This is a genomic window from Promicromonospora sp. NPDC110617 (genome assembly GCF_055598465.1).
Map to the genome: position 1 here is coordinate 233,745 of NZ_JBVKBM010000005.1, position 16,644 is coordinate 250,388.

Genomic DNA, 16,644 nt, shown 5'->3' on the forward strand with positions numbered 1-16,644 from the left:
CCCCGTCAGTCGGCCGTCTCGCGGACCGCCCGCTCGATCAGGCCCACGGTCGTGTCCGGGCGGGACACGAAGACCATGTGCGACGCGCCGCGGACCTTCTGCACCGTCGAGCCGGCGCGCTCGGCCATGAACTCCTGGGCGGCCGGCGGGATGATCTGGTCGGCGCCGCTGATCAGGTAGTAGCTGGGGATCGAGTGCCAGGCCTGCGTGCCCGACGCGGGCTCGCCGAGGGCAGCGTTGGTCGCGGGCCGCTGCGAGATCGCGTAGAGCGCGGCGTCCTTGGCGGGCAGGTCGCCCGCGAAGCGCTCGGGGAACACCGCCGGGTTGATGTAGAGGTCGACCAGTCCGTCCGACAGCGGGACCGGCTTGAGGGACTCGCCCACGGTGCTGCCGGGGAACTTGCCGACCAGCGCCTCCACGCTCTCGCCGGTCTCCGGGACGAACGCCGCGACGTAGACCAGTGCCCGGACGTTCTCGTTCCCGGTGGCGGCCGAGGAGATGACCGCACCGCCGTAGGAGTGCCCGACCAGCACGATCGGCCCCTCGATGCTGTCGAGCAGCGCCCTGACCTGGGCGGCGTCGGCGGCCACCCCGCGCAGCGGGTTGGGCGCGGCCACCACGGGGTAGCCGTCCGCCAGCAGGCGGCGGCTGATCGCGTTGAAACCGCTGCTGTCCGCGAACGCGCCGTGCACCAGCACGATCGTCGGCTTCTTCGCCGGCTGGCCGTGGTGGCCGCCCGGGTGCGCGTCCGCCGTGACGGCGAACAGTCCCATGCTCGCGGCGACGAGGACCGCCGAGCCGGCGGCAAATGCCTTCAGAGTCTTTCCGAACACGATCGAACTCCTCCTGCTAGACCTTGCGGGCCTCGAACGCTACGAAGCCGCGGTGGACGCGGCCTGGACCGGGCGCGCGCCGCGACCCCGCCCCACTGGATCGGCACTGGACGGTGGGGCCGGGCCGATCAAGTAGCCGTCCATCGGGCTGCGCGAACATCGCACCCAGCGACAAGTCAGCGCGGCCGGCCCGACGAAAGACACCCACCCATGCACCAGCAGGCGTTCGAGAGTCAGTGCACAGCCGAGGAGAAGCGGCACGAGACCGCCACCTCACCGATCCGCAACCCACGCCTGGCGTTGTTCGCCCTGGCCCTGGGCACCTTCGCGATCGGCACCGGCGAGTTCGGCAGCAACGGGATCATCCAGCTCTTCTCCGCCGACCTGGGCGTGTCGATCCCCGTGGCCACCTACGCGATCACCGCCTACGCCTTCGGCGTCATGATCGGCTCGCCCGCCATCACGCTGCTGGCGGCGCGGATGAACCGCCGCACCCTCCTGCTCGGCCTGGTGATCCTCTTCCTGGTCGGCAACGCGCTCTCCGCGTGGGCGCCGAACATCGGGCTGCTGGTCGTCGCGCGGTTCCTGACGGGCTGCGTCCAGGGCGCCTTCTTCGGCGCCGGCGCCGTCGTCGCCGCCTACGTGTACGGCCCCGGCCGGGGTGGCAAGGCGTTCGCGACCGTCATGGGCGGCCTGACCGTCGCCACGATCTTCGGCTCACCGCTCGGCACGTTCATCGGCCAGAACGCCGGCTGGCGCGCCATGTACTGGGCCGTGGTCGTCATCGGCCTGCTCGCGGGCGCCGCGCTGGTGGCGTGGCTGCCCCGCACCAGCGACCTGCACGGCGGCTCGGTGCGCAACGAGCTGGGGGCCCTGCGGCGGGTCAACGTCTGGCTGATGGTCGCCGTCGCCTCCCTCGGTATCTCCAGCATCTTCGCCGTCTACACGTTCATCGGGCCGTTCATCACCGACGCCGCCGGCCAGGACGCGTCCGTCATCCCGCTCGCCCTGGCCGTCTTCGGCGTCGGCATGGCGGTCGGCAACAGCTGGGGCGGCCGGATCGCCGACCGGTACCAGAGCCGGGGCCTGCTGTACGGCTACGGCGGCGTGCTGGTCTTCCTGGTCCTGATCGGGCTGGCGGGCAGCAACCTCGCCGTCCTGCTCGTCTGCTTCTTCGGCACGGGCGCGACGATGATGTTCGCCATCCCCACCATCCAGGTGCGGCTGACCGGCTTCGCCCCCGACGCCCCGACCCTCATGGGCGCCCTGAACCTCGCCGCCCTCAACCTCGCCAACTCCCTGGGCGCGATCGGCGGGGCCATCACCCTCGACGCCGGCTGGGGCACCCTGTCCACCGTCTGGGCCGGCGTCGTGCTGACCAGCGTGGGCCTGCTGCTGTACGTCACGACCGTCGGCCGGCAGCGACCCGTGCTGCCCGCGGGCGCGTGAGCGGCACCAGGAACCGACGCAGATGACCGAACCCGAGACGCCGGGCACGTCGTGGTCCCAGGCCGACTACCAGCACCCGGCGGCAGGCTGGGGCGCGGCGCGCTCGGTGGCCGCCTTCCTCGCCACCGAGAAGGCGGTCGCCAAGGGCCCGGCGGCCATGCTCCGGATGAACCACGACCGGACCGGCTTCGACTGCCCGGGGTGTGCCTGGCCCGACGACCTCAAGGGTCTGGCGCTCGACCTGTGCGAGAACGGGGTCAAGCACGTCACCTGGGAGATGACGTCACGGCGCGTCGACCGGCACTTCTTCGCGCAGCACACCGTCGCCGAGCTGCGCACCTGGCGCGACGCCGACCTGGAGAAGCAGGGACGCCTGGCCGAGCCGATGGTCTACGACCCGGCGACCGACCGGTACGTGCCCATCACCTGGGCGGACGCGTTCGCGATGGTCGGCCGGGAGCTGCGTGCGCTGGACAGCCCCGGCCAGGCCGCCTTCTACACCTCCGGACGGCTCGGCAACGAGGCGACGTTCCTGTACCAGCTGCTGGCCCGCGAGTACGGCACCAACAACCTCCCCGACTGCTCCAACATGTGCCACGAGGCCTCGGGGCGCGCCCTCCAGGCGGCCCTCGGCACGGGCAAGGGCACGGCCGACCTGCACGACTGGGAGGCCGCCGACGCCCTGTTCGTCCTCGGCGTCAACGCGGCGTCGAACGCGCCGCGGATGCTGACCGAGCTCACCAGGGCCTACGACCGGGGTGCCCAGATCGTCCACGTCAACCCGCTGGTGGAGGCCGCCGCCCGGCGCGCCGTCATCCCGCACGAGGTCGCCGACATGGCCCTGAACCGGGCCACCCGCACCGGCACCCTGAACCTCCAGGTCCGGCCCGGCGGCGACCTCGCCCTCCTGCGCGGCATCGCGAAGGCGGTGTTCGAGGCGCACCGCACCGACCCCACGGCCCTCGACGAGGCGTTCCTCGACCAGCACACCCACGGCCTGGGCGAGTATCGCGCGCTGGTCGAGGCCACGCGCTGGGACGATCTGGTCGCCCAGTCCGGCCTGAGCGAGGCCGAGCTGCGCGGGGCCGCGAAGATCTACCTCGCCGCCGGGCGCACGCTCATGACCTGGTGCCTGGGCGTGACCCAGCACGAGCACGGCGTCGACACCGTGCGCGAGATCGTCAACCTCCTGCTCCTGCGCGGCAACCTCGGCCGCACGGGCACCGGCCCGTCACCCGTGCGGGGGCACAGCAACGTGCAGGGCAACCGCACCTGCGGCATCGACCACCGCCCGACGCCGGAATTCCTGGACCGGCTCGCGGCCGCCTGCCACATCGACCCACCCCGGGAGCACGGGCTGGACACGGTGGCGACCATCCGGGCGATGCACCGCGGCGCGGTCAAGGTCTTCGTCGGGATGGGCGGCAACTTCGTCCGCGCGGCGCCCGACACCCGCTACACCGCGGTCGCGCTGCACCGGTGCGACCTGACCGTGCAGGTCAGCACCAAGCTCAACCGCAGCCACCTCGACCACGGCCGCAAGGCGCTCATCCTGCCGTGCCTGGGGCGCACCGAACGGGACCTCCAGCGCGGCGGCCCGCAGTCCGTCTCCGTCGAGGACGCGATGAGCATGGTGCACCTCTCCCGCGGCAACCGGAAGCCCCCGTCCCCGCACCTGCTGTCCGAACCCGCGATCATCGCCGGGATCGCGCGGGCCACGTTGCCCGGCAGCGCGACACCGTGGGAGTGGTACGTCGAGGACTACGACCGGATCCGCGACGTGATGGCGCGGGCGCTCGCCGGCTTCGAGGACTTCAACCGGCGGGTCCGGCTGCCCCGCGGGTTCCGGCTGGAGCAGCCCGCGCGGGAGCTCGTGTTCCACACCCCCAGCGGCCGGGCCGAGTTCGCGTCGAGCCCGCTGCCCGACGTCCTCCCGGCGTCGGACGACGTGCTGGTGCTGCAGACGATGCGCTCGCACGACCAGTGGAACACCACGATCTACTCGGACGACGACCGCTACCGCGGGGTCCGGAACCTCCGGACCCTGATCCTGATGAACGAGCAGGACATGACGGCGCGGGACATCCGCCAGGGCGGGCTGGTCGACATCGTCGCGACCTCGAAGGACGGCTCCGTCCGCGAGCTGCGCGGCTACCGCGCGCTCGCCTACGACCTGCCGCGGGGCAGCGCCGCGGGCTACATGCCCGAGATGAACGTGCTGATCGGGATCGGCGACTACAGCACCCAGAGCGACCAGCCCCTGATGAAGCACCTCCGGATCCGGGTCCGGCCGTCGTCGGACGGCGGGTCGGACGGCGGCGCCGCGGGTGCCGGACCTGCGAGCTAGCCGAGCACCAGGTCGCGCAGCGCGGCGTCCGAGGCTGCCTGGGCGGCCCGGTCGTACGTCGAGCTGAACGCCATGATCTCCTCCGTCCCCGTGACCTCCGCCAGCCGGTCCAGGTGGCCACGCACCGTGGCGGGAGAGCCGACGGCGCCCTGCGCGAGCTGAGCGTCGACGCGGTCGCGGAGCTGCCGGGACCAGGGCTGGGCGCGGATCACCTCGACCGGCTCCAGCGGGCCGAACTCGCCCGTCTGCCGGGACCTGGCCATCGCCCACGCCTCCGGCAGGGCCAGCTCGCGCGCCTCGGCGTCCGTGTCCGCCACGAGGACGTCGAGCGAGACCGTCACCGACGGCTCGGGCGCGCGGGGCGAGGGGCGGAACTCCCTGCGGTACGCCGCGAGCGCGTCCGGCAGCGCGGGGCTGCCGAGCACGGGCCCGCCGACAACGACCGGTAGCCCGAGCCCGGCGGCGACGGCGAGGCCCCGCCCGGTGGCGAGCACATAGACCGGGATGGTGCGTGCGGCGGCGGGCCGGGCGGTGATCGCCGCGGTGCCGTCGAGGTGGTCGCGCAGCTCCTCGATGTCCGCCGGGAAGGTGTCCGGCGCGTCCGACCCGTGCCGGAGCGCCCGGCGCACCGGTGCGGTGAAGCCGAGGGTGCGTCCGACGCCGAGGTCCACCCGGTCCGGGTAGAGGGCGTCGAGCAGCAGGAACTGCTCGGCCACGACCAGCGGCTGGTGATGGGGCAGCATCACGCCACCCGAGCCAATCCTGATCGTGCTGGTGCGGGCGCCGAGGGCGCCGAGCAGCACGGGCGGCGACGCCGAGGCGATCCCCGGCACGGCGTGGTGCTCGGCGACCCAGAAGCGGTGGTAGCCCAGCCGCTCGGCCGCCACCGCGCGCTCGACGGTGTGGCGCAGCGCGGCGGCGTCGGAAGATCCGGCTCGGGTGCGGGAACGGTCCAGGAGGGAGAGCCTCACACGAGCCCCAACCGCGGCGGGCCCCGGGCGCTTCCCGGCGCCGCGCCGCGGCGCGGCGCCGTGCCGTGCCTGAGGTTGCCGCCGCGGGTACGGCGGCGGCAACCCCGCCCCGCTACGGCTGCGGGCGCGTGGGCCGCGTCGCCGTCACCGGCAGCTCGCCCCGCAGCATGCGGCCCCCGTCGTTCGTCAGGCGCAGGTAGTAGTCCGAGGAACAGGCCGTCCCGTCCTCGTCGAGCGCCCAGATGCCCGAGCCCGCCGGCACGTCTCCCGCCGTCGCGGCGGTCTTGGCGATCTGGTTGCCCTCGTTGTACTCGTCGAACATCGAGATGTACGCGCTGGCCACCCCTGCCCGGGCGTGGTTCCAGAACTGCCGCCACATGAAGTCGCCGTGCGCGCGCTGCCGCTCCTGCAGGTCTCCGGGCAGCACGCAGGGCTGGTAGTCGATGCCCAGGCGGGTGCACTCCGCCAGGTCGGGGACGGTCGCGCGCGCGTAGAAGTCGTCCGCGCCGGCGACGTTGCCGATCCGCCCGACGAGCCAGGGCGAGATCATGTCGAACGACCGGTAGACGTCCGCGAAGCCGTCCCGCGAGTCGTCGCCCTCGGTGCGCCACCAGGTGGGCACCCCGCCCATGACGTAGCAGCCCTGCGCCTGGAACCAGTCCACGACCTCCTGGCACTCCTGCGGCGTGAACGGCCGCTGGGGGTCGTCGAACCCGAAGCCCCAGATGCCCACGACCGGCTTGCCGTTCTGCCGCGCGTAGGCCGACGAGCCCGTGTGGGCCGACATCTTCCCCGCCCAGTCCTGCGTGATCTGCGTGCGCATCTGCAGCCAGTCGCTCACGTCGTACATGACGTAGTACTTCACCCCGGTCCGCTCCGCGGCCGACCGGACCCGCCCGGCGACGGCGTCGCGCGTCGGTCCCTCCGCCCCGAACGGGTTGAACCGCTGCAGCGCCGCCGTGTGGATCCCGTTCTCGGCCATCCAGCGCAGGTGGACGTCGACGGTCTGCTGGTCGTAGGAGGAGAAGAGCCGCGCGGCGCGGCCGTCGTTCAGCGCGGGGAACGCGGTCGCGTACGTGGCGGAGTACTCGCGGACGTCGGGCCACGACTTGATCGCGGAGTTGCCGGGCGACGGCGGCTGGTCGGCCTGGCGGGCCCAGTGCCACCACAGGTCGATCGGGGCGCCGTCGCCCCGGCAGGCGAACCAGCCCTGGTAGCCGGCGGTGATCTTGCCGACGACGTCGCCGGGCGGGCTCACGGCGGCGGTGCTCGCCGCCGCGGCCGCGGTGGGCGTCGCCGCGGCGGACGACACGGCGCCGGGTGCGGCAGCCGCCGTCGCGACCGCCGCGGAGAGGCTGAGGAAGGAACGTCGGGAGATGCTCATGTGGTGTCCGTTCGTCGAGGTGGCGGGGCGCGACGTCGTCGTCGCGCCCCGGGTACGTCGATCACGTGCGGTGCGGCGGAGCGGTGGGTGACCTCCCTTCAGCCGGGATCCGGTCGACGTCGAAGCGCAGGGAGTACGAGACGGACTCCCCCGGCGCGAGCACGGGCAGGCTGCCAGCCTCGCGCGCGGCCGCGCGGCCCTGGATCGCGGGGGCGTTCGCCGGTTCGAGCCCGAGGACGTTCTGCCCGGGGGCGAACATCTTCCACTGGTAGAGCACGGGCAGCGTGGCGGTCGGGAACGTCAGGGTCAGCCGCAGGCCGAGCGCCGGGTTGGACACCACCGCCCGCCCCGTACCGGGCACCAGGTCGTGCCGGTGCACGCGCTGGCGGTAGCCCGGTTCGGGCGCCGAGACCTCGCGCCACGGGTCGCCCACCGCGTCCGGGCCGTCGGGCTCGACGCGCTCCGAGGAGACGTCGAGCCCAGCGGCCTCGGACACCAGCGGCCACCCGAGGTTGGCGTGGTAGAGCACCAGGTGCGGCTCGGGGCGCCACCCCTCGTTGGTCACGGTGTCCTCGACCGTCACCCACGTGGACCCGAGGCCGGCCCTGATCCGGCGCCGGAGCACGAGGTGCTCCTCGTGGAGGGCCGCCTGGCGCACGACGCCCTCCACGACGAGCTCGTCGCCCACGACCGCGGCCCGCTCCACGCTCGCCGGCAGCGAGGTGAGGCGGCCGTGCTGCGGGAACCGCCGGCCGCCGTCGACCACCGGCGAACCCACGTGGTCGAGGCCGCAGGTGACGAGCAGTCCGCCGCCGAACGACGTCCCGAAGTCGTCGGCGCGGTAGAGGCCGGGGGCGGCGAACCCGGCGGGCGCGAGCCATGCGAGCTGCACCCCGTGCACCGTCAGGGCGCCGAGGTCGAGCGCCCGGTCCGGCAGGACGTCGAGCTCGAGCCCGCCGCCGGTCACCAGCCGCAGACGCCGGGCGCCGCGAGCAGGCCCGTCCGCGTCGACGACCTGCTCGACCCGCGCGACCTGCCCGAGCCACCCGGTGCGCCGCCGGGCCTCGTCCGGCGCCGCGCCGTGGATCGTCACGGGCGCCTCCCTCGCTGCCACCATCACCTGTGTCCCCTCGTCCTGCTCCGTCTTCCTGGTCCCGCCGGGCACCGTGCCCGGCGGGATCTCGGGTCAGCCGCGGCCTGCGGCGCCCCGCGGGGCGAACCCGGCCGTGAGGGCCACGTCGCCCGCGACCTCGAACGCGTACCGCGCGTCGCGCGAGACGACGGCACCGGACGCGTCGCGCCAGCCGGTGAACACCCGCCCGCCGCGCGGCGCGGCGACCGCGACCACCGTGCTGCCGGACTCGTAGCGGCCGGGCTCCACCTCGTTGCCCTCGACGCGCACGTCGCCCGCGCCGTCGGCCGCGACCGAGACCGCCGCGGTCACCATGTTGATCGCCAGCGTGTTGGCGATCGTGACGGGCCCGCGGCTGGTCGCGCCGTTGTAGCGCATGACGTTGACGGCCCGCACCGCGCTGGAGGCGTCCGCGTCCACCGTGTAGCCCGGCCCGAGGTTGTCGGTGCCGAGGTTGAACGCCGTCACCGTGGCCCCGTCGCGCGCGACGAGACCGTCGTGGGTGCCGTACGCGAACGTGTCGATCACGGTGAGGTCCCGCGATCCGGTGGCCCGCACCAGCACCTCGCGCTCGCGCGCGACCGGGTCGATCACCTGGCCGAAGAGGTCGGCGCCCTCGACCCAGCCCGGCAGACCGTAGGCGATCCGGGTCATGACGTTCCCGTTCGAGAGCACGTTCTCCACGGTCCCGCCCGAGCTGGCCCCGACGCGCACGCCCTCGGACAGGAACAGCCCGACGGCGCGGCGCACGAGGAAGCCGTCCGCGGCGCGGGTCATGTCGATCCCGTTCCAGGCGTTCGTGAGGCCGACGTTGACCACGTACGCCCCGGGGGCGGCGCCGCGCACGGCGAACGGGTAGGCGCGGACGCCGTCCGGGCCGGCGGGGTTGTTCTCCGGGTGGAAGACGCGCAGCCCGCGCAGGCCCGCGTCCTCGCCCGCGAGGGTGACGAACGCCGTCCGCCTGGTCGACGGGTCGGGCGCGCCGGGCTCCGCCGGGGTGCCGCCGCCCTCGTACGCGAGGAGCACCGTGCCGCCGCTCAGCTCCAGCGAGTCGCGGTTGGCCACGCCCGCCGAGCCGCGCAGCTCGACGCCCGCGGGGACCGTGAGGTGCCCGCGCACGGTGTACCAGCCGGCCGGCAGGTACACGACGCCGCCGCCGGCATCCGCGGTGTCGTCGAGGGCGGCCTGGATCGGCGCGGTCACGTCGACGTCGGAGAACATCCCGGGCGTGCGGGGGACGTCGTACGGCGCCTTCGTGACGTCCACGAGCCGCGCGTCCGGGCGCGCCGGCAGCTTCGTCCTCGGGACTGCCGGAAGGTGCCGGGGCCCGTCCAGGACGTGCACCGTCCCCTCCAGGCCGCCGGTCGTGTCCACGCCGGTGAGCTTGACGTAGCCCCCGGAGGTGTTGCGGACGGCGGCCTCGGAGCCCTCCAGGACCCCGCCGGCGAACGCCGTGCCCCACCGGTCGTCGGACACGTCGACCTGCACCGCGACGCCTGAGCGCCGCACCTCGGCGTCGACGAACGACCCCGTGAAGCTCGCGCGCTGCCCCTTGACCACGTGGATGCCGACGGCATAGTCCGCGACGGAGACGCCGACGAACTCGTCCCACTCGAGGTCGCCCAGGACGAGCCCGGTCCCGTGCTCGCGCGTCCAGGCGTCGAGGACCGCGCGGTCGGGCGCGCCGTACTCGGCGCCCGCGCCGGCCCACACGCCGTTGTCGAGGCGCACGTCCTGCCAGGTCCCGACGTCGGCCCCGTTGTACGCGACCACCCCCTCGAACAGGGCGGTCCCGACCACGTCGCGGACGTTGGCGATCTCGTGCACCTGGGATCCGGGGCCGCCCGCGCCGCGGTCGTGCGCCATGGTGGAGATCCCGATGCCGCGGTAGGAGTTGAGCATCGTGACGTGCTCGACGCTGCTCATCATGTAGTTGTGCTCGCCCTGCCACGCGCGGCCGGGGATCTCGAACGTGAAGCCGTACGGGACGGGGTGCGCGGCGTCCTGGCCGGGGTAGTAGGTGGTGAGGCCGGTGACGCCCGCGTTGCCGCCGATGCGGAACAGGCTCGGCCCGTCGTCGCCCGACGGCAGGTCCGCGACGACGACGGTGCCCCCCAGCGGGTCGCCCTTCGCGGAGATCGCGCGGTCGGGGTGGTCGCCGCGCAGCGTGCAGTGCGCGAACACCTCGAGGGTGCCGGTCACGCGGTACGTGCCCGCGGGCAGCCACACCGTCCCGCCCGTCGCGTCCTGGCACGCGTGGAGCGCGTCCTGGATCGCCGCGGTCGAGTCCGCCACGCCCGAGGGGTCGGCGCCGAAGTCGGTGGCGACCTGGTCCGCGACGACCACGTCCTCGGCCCGGAACGTCGTGCGCACGACGCGCGGGTGGACCGCGGCGGCCGGCGCGCGGCGCACCTCGAGGTCCGTGAGCGCGTACGCCGCGCGCTGCGTGGCGCGCTCGTCCAGCGCGAGGCGCACGAACCGCGCCTCGACCGGCTCGAACCGGGTGCGCACCCCCGTGGCGTCGATCGCGCCGGCGCGCGCCACCTCCTCGAAGGCCGCCCCGTCGGTGGACACCTCGATGCGGTAGACGTGCGCGTAGTCCGCGGTCCACCGCACAAACACCTCGTCGATCTCGGTGGGCGCCCCGAGGTCCACCTGGACCCACGCGCTCTCCTGCTCGCGTGCGGAGGTCCACGCGGTGGCGGGGTCGCCGTCGGTCGCGGCGGCGGTCGCCTCCCCCGAGCTCGCGGTGACACTCCTGGTGCGCGCGAGATCGGTCGTCACCTGGGAGCCGAGGAACTCCGCGAGCGCGTCCTCGAGCGCGGTCGTCGCGGCGTCCACCACGTCCCCGTTCGCCCCCGGGTCCTGGGCGACGGCGTCCGCCGCGTCGATCGCGTCCCGCAGCTCCGCGCGCGAGCCGGCGGGGTACTGCCCGTCCCGGCCGCCCTCCCGCGCGGCGTCGTGGGTCACCTCTGCACGCTCGACGAGCCGGCGCAGCGCGACGGCGGGGTCCACCGCGCGCGGCACCACCGTGACGGCGAGCGAGTCCACCCGCACGTCCCGCGACGAGCCCTCGACCGAGAGCCGGAAGTCGGAGCCGTTGGACCGGTTGGTCAGGACGGCGTCGTCGAGCAGCCACGAACGCGAGCCCCACGTCCCGTCGTCGCCCAGCTCGTGGCGCGCCGACGGCTTGAACATGTCCGGGATCGTGTCCCCCGGCGAGTCGTACTGGAGGAACATCGACCCCCCGCCCTGCTGCACGGTCGCGTCGACCAGCACCCGGTCGCGGACGTCGAGCGCGTAGGCGTCGGAGACGTTGGCGTACACGAAGCTCGTGCCCTGCTCACGGCCCGTCTGCCAGTACCCGCGGCCGTCAGCGGTCCCCGTGACCAGCCCGGCGGTGGCGTCGCCCGCCCGCACGGCGATGCCGCTCTCGGCCACCGCCGGGCCGAGGTCGACGCTCGTGCCCCGGGCCACGACCCGCACGGCCGCGACGGTCAGCTCGCCGTCGGCGCCCGCGAGCTCCACCTCGGGGCCCGAACCCATCTCGAGCGTCGCGGCCGGCAGCGCGATCACCGTGGTCGTCCAGCCGTCGCCGTCGGCGTCGGGCTCCGGCTCGCCCGGCCCCAGCGTGCCGCCGCCGCCCGTGGCGACCACCGCCTCGCCCGTGCGGTGGTCCACCACGAGATAGGCCGGGAGGTCGGCGAGCCGGCCGACGTACTCGTCGGCGAGGTCCAGCGCGAGGCGCTCGGCCCCCGCCGCGGCGTCGGTGCGCCAGTAGGCGCGCGCCCCGACCTCCCCCGTGACCTGGCCCCCCGCAGTGGGCGCCGTCGCGACGGAGACCCCGTGGGTGCGCGGGGTCGCCGACAGGTCGGCCCCGACCCCCGTGGGATAGCGGTCGACGTCGACCACGGGCCCGGCTGCGGCCGGGGCGACGAGCCCCGCCGTCGTGAGCACCACGACCGCGGCCGTGGCCAGCACCCGGCCTCTTCCTGGGTTCATGTTCATCCTCAACACCTTTGTTCGGACTGACGTGAGTGGGACGTGCGGTTCTTGACGTGGCCGGTCAGACGCTCAGGCCCTCGGCGACCGCCGTGACGTCGGGGTCGAGCGCGTCGCCCGTGCGCCACGAGTGCACGGGCACGAAGCCGAAGAGCTCGCGCACGGCCGTCGTGTCGATGACGGTCGCGGTGCCCTCCAGGGGGCGCGCCACGCGGGTCCCGGGGTGGAACCGGGCGAGCAGCTCCGCCGTCGGGATGTCGCTGGTCGTGTCCGGCGCCGCCACGTTCACGACGTGGTGGCCGTCGACGCCGGACTCCAGCACGGCACGCACCACGCCCGCGGCGTCCCGCGTGTCGAGCCAGGTCCACAGCTCCTGCCGCATCGCCCCCGGGTCGCGGCGGGCGAGCTCGACCATCTCCCGCAGCCGGTCGCCCGTGCCCACGAACGGGATGCGCAGCAGGGTGGTCGGCATGCCGTACCGGCGCGCGGCGTACGCGCCGACCTGCTCGGACGCCAGCTTGGACAGGGCGTAGGCGTCCATCGCCACCGGCTCCTGCGCCTCGTCGACCGGCACGTACGCGGGCGACAGGTGCCGCCCCGCCCACGGGTAGCCGTACGCGGAGAAGGACGACGCCGCCACGGCGACGCGCACGCCCGCCCGGCCGGCGCCGTCGAGCACGCAGAACGTGCCCTGCGCGTTCTGCGTGAACGTCTGGTCGTCGGGCACCTGGCCCGGAGACGCGATGGCCGCCAGGTGCACCACGCCGTCGACCGCCACCGCCCCGGACCCTGCCCCGGCCCCCGCCCGCAGCGCCGACCCCACGAACGCCGGGTCCCGCGTGTCCCCGACGAGCACGACCTCGGCGGACGGCGCGTCGAACGGCATGCGGTCGGTCGCCACGACGCGGTAGCCGGCCGCCGCGAGCGCCGGGACGACGACCCGGCCGATGCCGCCGGCCGCGCCGGTCACCAGCACGGCGTCGCCGGGGCGGAGCCCGCCGGCGCGGCCGGTCGGGGGCAGGGGCAGGGTGTGGTTCATGACGGGGTGGGTTCCGATCTGTCGTGCGGCCGGGGCCGGTGGGTGGTGGGTCATCCCTTGACCGCGCCGGCGAGCCCGTTGACGAAGTACCGCTGGGTGGCCAGGAACAGGATGATCACGGGGATCACCACGATCAGGGCGCCGGCCATGAGCTGGTTGTACTGGACGACGTTCGACGACTGGAGCTGCTGCAGCGCGATGGGCAGGGTGAACGTGGCCGGCTCGTTGAGCGAGACCCGGGACAGCAGGTACTCGTTCCATGTCGGGATGGCGGTGAGCAGCGCGACCGTGATGAGGGCCGGCCGGGCGAGCGGGAGGTAGATCCGGGTGAAGATCCGCAGCTCGCCTGCGCCGTCAACCCGGGCGGCGTCGCGCAGCTCGTCCGGCAGCGACCGGAACGAGTTGGTGAGCAGCAGGATCGACAGCGGTGCGGTGCCGTTGACGAACGGGAGGATCAGGCCCAGGTGCGTGCCGAGGATCCCCATCTGGTTCTCGAGCAGCACGATCGGCAGGAGGGTGACCACGCCGGGCACGAACAGCAGCACCAGGAAGAGCCGGAAGAACGCCTGCCGGCCCGGGAACCGGAGCACCGCGAACGCGTACGAGGCGGCGGAGTAGACGACGACCACGCCGAGCGTCGTCAGCCCGGTGACCTTGAGGCTGTTGAGGAAGTAGTCGAAGAAGTGCAGCTGCGCCCAGGTGTCCACGATCGTGCCGAGCGTGGGGTCGTGCGGGATCAGGTGCCCGCCCTGGATGACCTCCTGCTGCGTCTTGAAGGCCGCGGAGACCATCCAGAGGAACGGGTACAGGCTCACGACGGCGTAGCCCGCGAGCAGCACCGCCACGACGGAGCGGGCGACGACCACCTTGGCGGGGGTACGACGGCGGCGCGGCGTCCGCGGGACGGCCGGAGCCGCCGGGACCGTGCGGTCGGTGACGGTCGTCATGGCTTCTCCCGGGTGACGCGCTGGTTGACGATCGCGACGGCGAGCGCGGCGAAGAACAGGAGCCAGCCCAGGGCGCTGGCGAGGCCGAGCGTGGGCGCGAGCTCCTGCTGGAAGGCCAGGTCGTAGGTCTCCAGCCCGAGCACGTTGGTGCGCCCGGCCGGACCGCCGTTGGTCATGATCAGGAAGATCTGGAAGCCCTGGAGGGCCTCGCGCACGTTCAGGAGCGTGATCACCGCGGTGGTCCCGGCCAGCAGCGGCCGCACCACGGACAGGTTGGTGCGCCACCAGCCGGCGCCGTCGAGCTGCGCGGCCTCCAGCAGCGAGGAGTCGATGGACTGCAGCCCCGTCAGGTACAGCAGCATGGCCACGGGCACGCCCGACCAGACCATGATGACCACGAGGGTCGGCATCGCGGTGGCGGGGTTGCCGAGCCAGCCCTGCGGCTGTTCGAGGCTGCCCAGCCCGAGCGTGCGCAGCAGCAGGTTGACGGCGCCGTTCGGCTCCAGCACGTACTGCCAGGCCATGTACACCGCGATGCCCGCCGTCACGTACGGCACGAAGTACACCGAGCGCAGCACGCCGGCGAACCGGCGCGCCTGGTTGAGCACCACCGCGAGCGGGAAGGAGACCACGACGGTCAGCAGGGGCACGGCGACCATCACGCCGAGCGTGTTCAGGGCTGCCCGGTGGACGACCGGTGCGTACACCGGGCTCGCCCACAGCAGGTCGGCGTAGTTCTTCAGGCCGACCCACTCCCAGGTGGGCGTCAGGCCGTTCCAGCGGACGAACGAGAGCTGGGCGCTGAAGAAGAGCGTGTAGACGCCCATGACGAGGAAGAGCAGGAGGGCGGGGGCGATGAAGACGTAGCCCCACGCCACCTCCTGGCCGCGGTGGTGCACCGGGCGCCGGCGGCGGCCCCGCCGGCCGCCGCCGTCGTCCCCGGCGGGGACGACGGCGGCGATCGCGGTCGACGTCGTCACTTCGACTGGGACCAGAAGGTGTCGACGAGCGTCGCGACGTCCTTGCCCACGGTGGTGACGTCCTTCGTCTCCAGCGGGGTCAGCTCCATCACGGCGTCACCGATCTGTGCCGCGTCGTACGCCGCCGGGCGGTACGAGGTGTCCCCGGGGTTGTACGCGTCCTCCCCCTCGCCGAAGGCGCCGATCATGGCACCGAGCACCGGGCCGACCGTCGCGGTCGGGTCGTCGCCCAGGTCGACCGGCGGCACGTCGAGCGCGTCCTGCGCGAAGGCGGCGGCGACGTCGGTCTCCGAGAGGTACTCGATCCACTGCAGGGCGCCGTCCTTGTTGCCCGTCGAGGCCGAGACCGAGAGCCCGGTCAGGCCGAAGGGCGCGAGCTCCAGGTCGTCGATCGCGCCGTCCTCGGGCGCCGGCACGGGGAAGGTGACGATGTTCTCGGGGTCCATCCCGTTCTGGTCGAGGAAGGCCAGCGTGAACGTACCGCCGATGTCGAAGGACGACTTGCCCTGCGCAAACGCGATGTCGGCGTCGTCGATCGTGAGCGACTGCGTGCCGGGCATCCAGTAGGGCTGGACCTGGCTGTAGGCCTCCAGCACCTGCGTGCCGTTGTCCGACGCGAAGTTCTTCGCGGGGTCCTGCCCGAACAGGGCGCCGAAGTCCTCCTTGCCGAGCTGGCCGTAGGCCATGGGCTGCATGAGCCACTCCAGCCCCGTCGTGGAGGACTGGAAGCCGATGCTCACGCCGCCGTCGTCCGGCCGGGCGGTCTGCACGGCGTCGAGCGCGGCGACGAACTCCTCCCAGGTGGTCGGGGCCGCGGTGATCCCGGCCTCCTCGAGCCGCTCCTTGTTCGCGTAGACGATGCCGAACGTGCCGATGGTCAGCGGCACGGAGTACCGCTGGCCCTTCTCGATCCCGGCGGTCTTGGACCCCTCCGCGAGCGACTGCTCGTAGTAGGCGTCGGTGACGGTGCCGTCGTTCGCGACGGCGGGCAGGAACCGCGAGGTCCACTCGTCGTCCACGTCGTCGGAGAGGTCCTCGAGCAGGCCCGCGCCGCCGAACGTGAAGTCGTCGCCGTGGGTGTGCACCTCCAGCACGTCGGGCAGGTCGCCGGTCTGCGCCGCGGCCTGCACCTTGGTGATGAAGGCGTCGTCCGGCGTGTAGGCCTGGACGTCGACGGCGATGCCCGTCTTCTCCTCGAAGGACTTCGCGGCGTTCTGCAGCGGCCCGACGTGGGACTGCTTGAAGGTCCACATGGTCAGGGTGTCGGGGTCGCTCTCCTGCGAGCCCCCGGCAGCACCGCCGACCGGACCGCTGCACGCGGCGAGCGCGCCGACGAGCAGGACGGAGGTGGCGGCGGTGGTCAGGCGTGCAGAGGACGGACGACGTCGGTGTCGTATCACGGGCTGTGCCTCTCGGTCATCAGGCGGCACCGGGCGGTGTCGCGGACCATCGGAAGATAAATCAATTCGATGTACAGTGTCAACGGGCGCCGCCGCCGGTGCCCGCCCCGCGCGCGGGAACGGCCCGCGCGAACCGCTCGTCCCCGGATCGAGGTCACCG

The 16,644-nt window shown here is 73.6% G+C and carries 11 protein-coding genes; 2 read left to right on the forward strand and 9 right to left on the reverse strand.

Features of this window, described 5'->3' with window-relative positions; translation table 11 throughout:
* Positions 1-5: 5 nt before the first annotated feature.
* Positions 6-833 (reverse strand): alpha/beta fold hydrolase, encoded by an 828-nt coding sequence (locus ACZ7LE_RS25115; RefSeq protein WP_470405943.1) that lies wholly within the window; start codon positions 831-833, stop codon positions 6-8.
* Positions 834-1,043: 210 nt separating this feature from the next.
* On the opposite strand from ACZ7LE_RS25115, the gene ACZ7LE_RS25120 reads away from it, so the two are divergent.
* Positions 1,044-2,282, forward strand: a complete 1,239-nt coding sequence (locus ACZ7LE_RS25120; RefSeq protein ID WP_470405944.1) for an MFS transporter — start codon at positions 1,044-1,046, stop codon at positions 2,280-2,282.
* 22 nt (positions 2,283-2,304) lie between these two features.
* Positions 2,305-4,629, forward strand: coding sequence for an FdhF/YdeP family oxidoreductase (locus ACZ7LE_RS25125; protein ID WP_470405945.1), 2,325 nt, complete (start codon positions 2,305-2,307; stop codon positions 4,627-4,629).
* Here ACZ7LE_RS25125 and ACZ7LE_RS25130 read toward each other — a convergent pair.
* From ACZ7LE_RS25130 to ACZ7LE_RS25165, 8 genes are all read right to left on the reverse strand, one after another.
* Positions 4,626-5,600 carry an MsnO8 family LLM class oxidoreductase gene (locus ACZ7LE_RS25130; protein ID WP_470405946.1) on the reverse strand — a complete coding sequence of 325 codons (975 nt, stop codon included), beginning with the start codon at positions 5,598-5,600 and terminating at the stop codon, positions 4,626-4,628. The two genes, ACZ7LE_RS25125 and ACZ7LE_RS25130, sit on opposite strands and share 4 nt — an antisense overlap.
* A 112-nt stretch (positions 5,601-5,712) precedes the next feature.
* Entirely contained in the window at positions 5,713-6,984 is a 1,272-nt protein-coding gene (locus ACZ7LE_RS25135) for a glycoside hydrolase family 99 protein (protein WP_470405947.1), read from the reverse strand.
* Positions 6,985-7,045: 61 nt separating this feature from the next.
* On the reverse strand, positions 7,046-8,077 hold the full coding sequence (locus tag ACZ7LE_RS25140; protein WP_470405948.1) for an aldose 1-epimerase family protein: 1,032 nt from the start codon (positions 8,075-8,077) through the stop codon (positions 7,046-7,048).
* 93 nt (positions 8,078-8,170) lie between these two features.
* Positions 8,171-12,118: a glycosyl hydrolase family 28-related protein gene (locus tag ACZ7LE_RS25145; RefSeq protein WP_470405949.1), complete on the reverse strand. Its 3,948-nt coding sequence runs from the start codon at positions 12,116-12,118 to the stop codon at positions 8,171-8,173.
* Between the two features lie 64 nt (positions 12,119-12,182).
* Positions 12,183-13,157 (reverse strand): NAD-dependent epimerase/dehydratase family protein, encoded by a 975-nt coding sequence (locus ACZ7LE_RS25150; RefSeq protein WP_470405950.1) that lies wholly within the window; start codon positions 13,155-13,157, stop codon positions 12,183-12,185.
* 50 nt (positions 13,158-13,207) lie between these two features.
* The gene (locus tag ACZ7LE_RS25155) at positions 13,208-14,104 is read right to left on the reverse strand and encodes a carbohydrate ABC transporter permease (RefSeq protein WP_470405951.1); all 897 of its coding nucleotides are present in this window, start codon (positions 14,102-14,104) and stop codon (positions 13,208-13,210) included.
* Positions 14,101-15,084 carry a carbohydrate ABC transporter permease gene (locus tag ACZ7LE_RS25160; RefSeq protein ID WP_470405952.1) on the reverse strand — a complete coding sequence of 328 codons (984 nt, stop codon included), beginning with the start codon at positions 15,082-15,084 and terminating at the stop codon, positions 14,101-14,103. Before ACZ7LE_RS25160 ends, ACZ7LE_RS25155 begins: the two co-directional genes overlap by 4 nt.
* On the reverse strand, positions 15,081-16,484 hold the full coding sequence (locus ACZ7LE_RS25165; RefSeq protein WP_470405953.1) for an ABC transporter substrate-binding protein: 1,404 nt from the start codon (positions 16,482-16,484) through the stop codon (positions 15,081-15,083). Before ACZ7LE_RS25165 ends, ACZ7LE_RS25160 begins: the two co-directional genes overlap by 4 nt.
* Between the last annotated feature and the right edge of the window lie 160 nt (positions 16,485-16,644).

Bases quoted from the DNA above. Each gene is read 5' to 3' on its own strand.
- ACZ7LE_RS25135 (WP_470405947.1), bottom strand. From the start codon at position 6,984: ATGAGCATCTCCCGACGTTCCTTCCTCAGCCTCTCCGCGGCGGTCGCG.
- ACZ7LE_RS25145 (WP_470405949.1), bottom strand. From the start codon at position 12,118: ATGAACCCAGGAAGAGGCCGGGTGCTGGCCACGGCCGCGGTCGTGGTG.
- ACZ7LE_RS25125 (WP_470405945.1), top strand. From the start codon at position 2,305: ATGACCGAACCCGAGACGCCGGGCACGTCGTGGTCCCAGGCCGACTAC.
- ACZ7LE_RS25120 (WP_470405944.1), top strand. From the start codon at position 1,044: ATGCACCAGCAGGCGTTCGAGAGTCAGTGCACAGCCGAGGAGAAGCGG.
- ACZ7LE_RS25155 (WP_470405951.1), bottom strand. From the start codon at position 14,104: ATGACGACCGTCACCGACCGCACGGTCCCGGCGGCTCCGGCCGTCCCG.
- ACZ7LE_RS25150 (WP_470405950.1), bottom strand. From the start codon at position 13,157: ATGAACCACACCCTGCCCCTGCCCCCGACCGGCCGCGCCGGCGGGCTC.